This window comes from Spirosoma pomorum (genome assembly GCF_054776615.1).
Window position 1 is genome coordinate 1 of the sequence record NZ_BAAHBP010000045.1, and the last position, 7,142, is coordinate 7,142.

Annotated in this window: 10 protein-coding genes; 6 read left to right on the top strand and 4 right to left on the bottom strand. The window is 41.2% G+C overall.

Going from position 1 to position 7,142, the window contains the following annotated elements:
- From ACYVAD_RS26130 to ACYVAD_RS26140, 3 genes are all read left to right on the top strand, one after another.
- Nucleotides 1-647 (top strand): hypothetical protein (locus ACYVAD_RS26130; RefSeq protein ID WP_461142507.1); only part of this gene is annotated, 647 nt, incomplete at its 5' end.
- A gap of 46 nt (nucleotides 648-693) precedes the next feature.
- A complete protein-coding gene (locus ACYVAD_RS26135; protein ID WP_461142508.1) occupies nucleotides 694-912 on the top strand; it encodes a YodC family protein in 219 nt (72 codons plus the stop codon).
- Nucleotides 913-1,080: 168 nt separating this feature from the next.
- Nucleotides 1,081-1,548, top strand: coding sequence for a hypothetical protein (locus tag ACYVAD_RS26140; RefSeq protein ID WP_461142509.1), 468 nt, complete (start codon nucleotides 1,081-1,083; stop codon nucleotides 1,546-1,548).
- On the opposite strand, the gene ACYVAD_RS26145 is transcribed toward ACYVAD_RS26140, so the two are convergent.
- From ACYVAD_RS26145 to ACYVAD_RS26155, 3 genes are all read right to left on the bottom strand, one after another.
- Nucleotides 1,537-1,875: a type II toxin-antitoxin system RelE/ParE family toxin gene (locus tag ACYVAD_RS26145; RefSeq protein ID WP_461142510.1), complete on the bottom strand. Its 339-nt coding sequence runs from the start codon at nucleotides 1,873-1,875 to the stop codon at nucleotides 1,537-1,539. The two genes, ACYVAD_RS26140 and ACYVAD_RS26145, sit on opposite strands and share 12 nt — an antisense overlap.
- Entirely contained in the window at nucleotides 1,865-2,083 is a 219-nt protein-coding gene (locus ACYVAD_RS26150) for a hypothetical protein (protein ID WP_461142511.1), read from the bottom strand. The genes ACYVAD_RS26145 and ACYVAD_RS26150 overlap by 11 nt, the downstream gene beginning before the upstream one ends.
- A 71-nt stretch (nucleotides 2,084-2,154) precedes the next feature.
- Entirely contained in the window at nucleotides 2,155-3,081 is a 927-nt protein-coding gene (locus tag ACYVAD_RS26155; protein ID WP_461142512.1) for a replication initiation protein, read from the bottom strand.
- Nucleotides 3,082-3,745: 664 nt separating this feature from the next.
- On the opposite strand from ACYVAD_RS26155, the gene ACYVAD_RS26160 reads away from it, so the two are divergent.
- Both ACYVAD_RS26160 and ACYVAD_RS26165 read left to right on the top strand, forming a co-directional pair.
- Nucleotides 3,746-4,366, top strand: a complete 621-nt coding sequence (locus ACYVAD_RS26160) for a BfmA/BtgA family mobilization protein (protein WP_461142513.1) — start codon at nucleotides 3,746-3,748, stop codon at nucleotides 4,364-4,366.
- Nucleotides 4,367-4,392: 26 nt separating this feature from the next.
- Nucleotides 4,393-5,265, top strand: a complete 873-nt coding sequence (locus tag ACYVAD_RS26165) for a DUF5712 family protein (RefSeq protein ID WP_461142514.1) — start codon at nucleotides 4,393-4,395, stop codon at nucleotides 5,263-5,265.
- Between the two features lies 1 nt (nucleotide 5,266).
- Here ACYVAD_RS26165 and ACYVAD_RS26170 read toward each other — a convergent pair whose 3' ends face one another.
- Entirely contained in the window at nucleotides 5,267-5,437 is a 171-nt protein-coding gene (locus ACYVAD_RS26170; protein WP_461142515.1) for a hypothetical protein, read from the bottom strand.
- Nucleotides 5,438-6,188: 751 nt separating this feature from the next.
- On the opposite strand from ACYVAD_RS26170, the gene ACYVAD_RS26175 reads away from it, so the two are divergent.
- Nucleotides 6,189-7,142, top strand: a 954-nt coding sequence (locus ACYVAD_RS26175) for a reverse transcriptase domain-containing protein (protein ID WP_461142516.1), incomplete at its 3' end; no start/stop codon positions are given.

Genomic DNA, 7,142 nt, shown 5'->3' on the forward strand with positions numbered 1-7,142 from the left:
AAAAAAAAGGGTTAAGGTCTGAATTAGTGAACCCGAAAAACCATATTGATTTTTTGGGTTATAGTGTTTCGGCTGATCATATAAGTATTAAGAAAAAATCTGTTCACAACATAAAAAAGCAAATATCATATCTACTTTATAAGAGTTTATTACAGCCTGTTTTAAATCATGAGACTATAGCCAAAAGCCTTTCATCTAAAGATACAGAAAAGGATTTTCTGTCAGCTATTCAGCAAGTAAGAAGGTACCTATATGGAAACCTCACAGAATTGACTTTGAGAAATTACTTAAATGGAACTTATAGTAAGCTTAATTTTAAAGGAATAATGAGCTTTTATCCTTTAGTCGATGACGAAGAACAAATGAAATATTTGGATAAATGGCTCTTATCCTCTATACTCAATATATTACAAAAGCGAGGAGAAGTTTTATATAAAGCAAAAAATCTAGAATACTCTCAACACGCTTTTCCGTTTTACTGTGATTCAACTAATATAATAAAACTATGTAAAGATATTAGGGTAAATGGAAAGAAAGGCGCTCTGCAAATTCCGAGTTTTATGCGAATATATAAAGCAATAAAACTCGGAATTAAAAATGATGGCATTGAAAGTGTCATGAATAAAAAATCTAACTACTACAGCTAAAAGACATCTTTAATAAAATAAAATAACTTTTTTCAAACTTTACACTATGAGTAAGTTCAACTTAGGGGATTTAGTTCAGCTTAAGTCCGGCGGTCCTGCTATGACAATTGGATCCTGTAAAACTGATTTTGTTGAACAGGGGAGCCTAGAAAAAGTGGGTCAGATATGGACTTGCCAATGGTTTGATGGGAACACCCTCTCTAAAGGTGACTTTCATGAAGATACAATACAATCCGTAGATGAAAGTTCTGACTTTCTATTTTAGGTGAAAAACCGAATTTTGTATTGATTATATAATTCGGCTGTAATATTATGTTTATGAACGTGTAGTTGCAACTGGTTACTGTATTCGCTTGATTTGCCGCCTATATAATGCCTATACAATACCTATACAATACCTATACACCTTCTTATATAAGTCTAGACAGCATTTATGAGTTACCTTACCCTTAAGGAAGCAGCAAAAGCGACTGGGTTGAATGAGGCAACAATCAGACGCTTGTGCAAAAGAACTGCTAGTAAACCCTTTATTCGGATGAAAGAGGGTAAACAAGGGGGCATGTACACCATTCAGGCAAATTACTTATTTGATAATTATCCCCCTTTACAGTCAGTACAAAACGCTGTCTATACAAGCCTTGATAACGATAGTACAAGTATAGATAAAGAGCCTATACAAGGTTATACAGCCCTGTTGGAGGCTAAGGATGACATTATTCAGATATTAAAAAGTGAAGCAGCTTACTTACGAGCTGAAAACACAAGCTTACGGGAGGAGAACCGAGAGTTGAAATTACTACCCTCGCCTAGTCCGGCATCTAGCGTAGCTCCTGCCGGTGAAGTGCTTGAGTCGTCATCAAAGCAAAGTAAGAGAAGCATCTGGCAACGACTATTCGGTTGATTCATCAATCAACTCCAGGTACGTTTCCAACTCGCCGGTTGTTAACGTCTCTTTTTCTGACTTGTCGTAGAGTGCTAACAGGTAAACAGCTTCTTGGGTAATCTTAACGAAAGTAATTACCCGAGCACCACCTGACTTGCCTTGCTTCTTACTGGCAATAGCCATGCGTACCTTATAGCAGCCTTTACCAATGGATGTGCCCTGCGTGGGGTCGAGCTGTAGTAAGTCGAATAAGGTCTTTAAATCAGTTTTTAAGGATGGATACTTCTTAGCCAATCGTTTGGCCTGCCGATCGAAGGTTGGCAAGCGCTTAATCTCATAATTCATCGAGCAGTGAATAGGCGTCAGTTGCTTGGGCTCTACCGGCCAGCACGTCGTTCAGTTCATCAATGGCTTCCCCAAACTCAGCCAGAAATAAGGCTTTTTCGTTCGAAGCTCCCGCCGGCAGGGGCGTAGCTTTGAGAAAGGTTAGATTGCGGACCAGTTTCATGACAAAGCTGAACTGGTCGTCTGGAATATCGAGGACGATTTTCATAATAGCAAGATACAGGGTTTTGAGTCATTGTCAGCCCCTACAAGGCCTGATCGGCGTAAAAGTGATTTGCCTTACTTTTCCTTTCCCTTAGTTTCTAGGCCAAATACGCGAGCCGTGTAGCTGCCAATATTCTTAACCTTGCCATCGGCAGCTTTTGTCTGAATATCATAGAGCTGGCGATTGATGGTTTCAGCTGAGTGACTGGCCATCACTGTATCAGCTTGATCTGCACGTAAGCGGAATTGCTTGATTAGCCGCTCGTGCAGGCCCGACAGAGGAACTGCTTCGGGTTTAGCCTGGTAAAAGACTTCAAATTCGACTTCAACTACAGGTTTTCGACCCCGCCCAGGCCGATCCCCGTAGATCGGTCTATAAGTGAACGTGAGGTCTGTGTGACCATTGATTTCTCGGACTGCAACGTCGAGTACATTCCTTTGAAACCAAGTCCATGATGGATAACTATCCTTTCCTGTTTTAGGGTCGATAACCCACAGCATAGTCTTGAGATCTAACAAGCTACGCTTGAATGTTTTATCAGGCATGTTCTTAAACATGCATAATAGTTCATATACTCGCTTAGCATACGTTGAATTAAGCGATATAGCGGCCGCCAGCTGCATCTTGGTGAACTTCTTATTCAAATCCACATAGAAAGGTCTAACCTCTGATGACAAGCCAATTTCAATTATATCCGTACCCTTCTTGTACCTAGCTGAAGTGATAAATGCAGCCTGCAAGAAGTCTCCATCCGCCAAGGTGGTCTCAAATACACGAGATATAAGCTTCTTAGTAGCTTGCTTATACGCATCGGCTTTTAGTCGTATGGAGCCATTGAGCTCCGCCATTTGATTGACAGATACTTGATATCTCTTGGACTCAGGATCATCGGGCTTGACTTGTGCAACAACCATATACAATAAGTTTTTCTCAGTCTCAGTCATTTCATAGCGAGCAAGAGTCAGAGCGTTGTCCTGCCATATCTCTACACCTTTCTTCATACTCAATCATGTATTGATTTTCAGGCAAATGTAAAAAGTGATTTATATAAAGTTGTATCATTGTTTAAAATCATTTTTTTAGCTACCAAACCTCACTTTATTAGGCCGCTTTTAGCTACCAAACCTCACTTTATTAGGCCGCTTTTAGCTACCAAACCTCACTTTTTTGGTAACCAAACCTCACTTTATTAAAGTTATCCACAGTGCAATTGACTGTAAACCTGATAGTTGTGAGCTCTGTTTTGCCCCTACAAGTGTTTAACAAGTGTATTTTGAAATACACAAACACTTGTCTCACACGCGATCGCGTGTGCACGCGTACGAGGGTTGGGGTTCACAAGTGATTTGACAGGTCCGGTTTTTAGGGTGGCTGACGCCAAAACCGAAAACCGAGTTGGAAAGGGGAAGAGAAATGAAAAGCGGACGAAAGACCAAAAAACAAAGAAAAGCGGACGCGAACCAAAGCGCGAAGCGGTCTTTTAAAGAGCAAGCGGGAATTACGCTGCGCGCTAATTCTCCCTTGCTCTACGAGGTCTCTGTGTTCATAATCAATTAGTTAGGAAAAATATTGACTATTACTAAATAAGCATAAAGTATATTTTATTGCTAAAAAGCCTTTTTTTAGCGTTCTGAGGCCTATTTTAGTATACTCAAGTGCTTAATTATGGAAGTGAAAGCGAGTAAGTCAGTGCGATTCGATTCAGATACTGATCTGAAATTCAGTAAGTTAAGTGAAAAGCTAGGCCGTTCGAAGCAGGAGCTCTTCGGCCAGATGGTGGACTATTTCTACAAGTCCAAGAAGGATCCACTCGATTTGAACGACGAATTGCTCAAGAAAGAACTGGGTCAGGGCATCAACCGAATCATCGCCTTCATCAAAACTCAGGAGAAAGAAGCCCTCTCGCCCATGCTGGCCGATCTGGCCCAGCTACAACGCACCCTGACCCAACTCAACGCCCAGCATGAGCAGTTCTTTCAAACCGATAACGAGCGGGAGGTAAGCGGCTTTTTCATCCAGACCCAGCGCCGATTGCTCAAAGAACAACAAACCAGCCAGCAACAGCAGCAGGAAATGGCTCAAACGCTGCAAAACCTGCTCTCAGAGGCACGATCTCATCAAAATGAGGTAAGACTACAGCAGGAGACGAAAAAGGGCTTAAAAGCAAAGTTTATGGCTATCCTCGATCACTATGTGTTACAGCGGGATGCGATGAACGCGCTCACCCAGGGGCGGCTCATCAAAGAGCTCCAGGAGAACACCCGCAGTCAGGTCAACAATCTGTAAGTTTCTATTCCCTTTCCCACCTGGTTATGCCTCACATCAACATCACTACCAGTAGCACCGGCAGCAATGCCGGCAGTTGTGGCCAGCTGGTCGAGTACCTGGAGAAGGAAAATAACCTGAGAGCCGAGCACAAAGCCGAGTTGTGGTTCAACCAGGGGCGCGACGATCTACTGCCCTACGAGGTACGCCAGGGTATTGATAGCAACGTGGCCAAGCTCAAGCAGCAGGAGGCCAAGTTCTACCTGGTCAACATCAGCCCCTCCCAGAAAGAGCTACAGCACTTAGGCAATGATCCGCAGCGGCTCAAAGAGTACGCCCGGGGCGTGATGGCCGAGTACGCGGCCAACTTTCAGAAAGGGTTGGGAGCCGACGATGTGAAGTGGTACGGCAAAGTGGAGTACAACCGGGGCTACAAGTGGACCGATCCGGAAGTCAAGCAGGGGATCACCCAGCGGGGAGACGCCAAAGCGGGGCACCAGATGCACGTGCAGATCATTGTGAGCCGCAAGGACAGCCAGAACCGGCGGTTACTGAGTCCGCTAACCAACCACCGGGGGAAAGGCAAGAGTCAGGAACACGGCCAGAAGTTTGGCCAATTCAACCGAGTCGACTTCAAAGAGCGTAGTGAGGTCGTCTTTGATCAACAGACGGCCTATCGTCGGGAGCTGGAAGAGAGTTTCCGCTATCAAAATACCATGAGTAACGGGTCAACCCAGGAGCGAGCGGCCATGACACTCGAACTACGCGATAAGCAGCAGGAGCGTCAGCAGCAGTTAGCCACCGATCTAAGGCGAGCCGAAGAGGTACGGCTGGAACAAGCCAAAGAAGTCATGTTAGGCCAGCAACGAAGTGTAAGCATTCAACAAGAACAGAAGCGTAGTCGAGGGCTAGGCCTATAGCCTACATAGTCCAAGATTGTGAGCGCTGGGGGCTGGTCAACTGATTCTTAGTTGAGTCTGACTTATCGTCCTTCTTGGTAAAAACTTGAGCAATCTTCTTCAGGGCAAGATTTACGCCGATCGCGTCAAAAAGCCAAAGTGCCCATTTGGCCAGTAATTCAAGTGGATCCATTGTCGTCAAATTTAAGTGAACAGAAAGCCTATTATTTTCTTGAAGCAGAAAAACCAAGTTCCCTACTAAGATCACTGCTTGACAACGAGCCGATTTACACCCCTTTATATTCGCCTAAAAGTTGTACTTTTTGAAGTGGTGTTGTATAAGTAGTCTTATGTTAAGGGATAAAAACAAGATCGGGACCGCTCAAGCAGAGCCTTAATTGAAGGCAACCTCGTGAACCAAGAAGCACTAAGCGAAGTACAAGCACCGTAGGGCAGTAAACTCATATTATTATAATATGCTGTATAGAAAGAGCAACGCGAATGCTTGTGCGAAACAAAAAGTATACTCTGTAACTGCACATAAAGAACAGTCTCTTAAAAGAACTCTTGTGACTATCACATATAGAAAACGGGATACGTCGAACATATACACGTTTGGGATATCGCTAAATATATTTTTGTTGTAATATAGCTAACAAATTTGATTGACTTTTATAGTTATATTGAAATATATCTAAATTTATTTTTGCTAATTCTTATATTATTTTGGATTTAATGTTTGCAAAAACTTATGTTTGTGTAAGTCCTAAGGGGACAAGCGGAAGTACCATTCCCCAATCAAGAAATCAGTTTGGGCCAGGTAGATTATGCTTTTCTAGGCAGTGATCTCAATTTGAAACTTACTTTTACTTGGTAATTCCGTGTGCAAAGCTCTTACTGTCAGGTAAGAGCTTTGTGTTTGAATAGAAAATCCACATCATTTTATGGACAAAGAAATTTTAAAAGAGATACAAACAGAGGCGTCTGACAGAGGAAGAGAGTTTCATGAATATCACAATTTTTTACATATTGAATATAAAAGAAAGAAGAAGCGACTATTAAATGTTCCTCATAAGCATGTAAAAATTCCACAAGAATGGAATGAAAATAGACTATACAATCCTTTTTATGTATTGAAAAATGCAAAAAAAATTGCTAGATCAATATCTATAAAAATAAAAAATAGTAGTTATATTCCAACAAAACCAATAAGATATACAATAAAAAAATCAGGTAAGGAAAGAGAAGTGAGTTTATTTCAATTGCCCGATTCTGCGGTATCTTACCTATTTTACAAAAGTCTATTAAGAAAGAATAGACACAGATTTAGTTCGTTTGCTTATGCGTATCGAAATGATAGGAATATTCATTTTGCAATACAAGATATTTCTAATGAAATAAGAAACGAACCAAGAATATTCATTGCTGAGTTTGATTTTAGTCGTTTTTTTCAATCAATAAAGCATGAATTTATATACGAACAACTTGATAAAAACTGTTTTTTGATTAGTAAAACAGAAAAAGAAATTATAAAAAGCTTCCTTCATCACGAGGAGCAGAAAGGAATACCACTCGGTACATCTATTTCTCTGTTTATAGCTAATCTAGTGTGTTGGGAATTAGATAGAAAACTAGAGGACAGAGGATTGAGGTTCGCTAGATATGCTGATGATACGATTATTTGGTCGAGAGATTACTCTAAAATATGTAGTGCTTTTCACATTATTAATGACTTCTCATCAATATCAGGAGTTCCCATTAATTTTGATAAATCAGATGGTATAAGCGTATTGCAAAAAAAAGGGTTAAGGTCTGAATTAGTGAACCCGAAAAACCATATTGATTTTTTGGGTTATAGTGTTTCGGCTGATCATATAAGTATTAAGAAAAAATCTGTT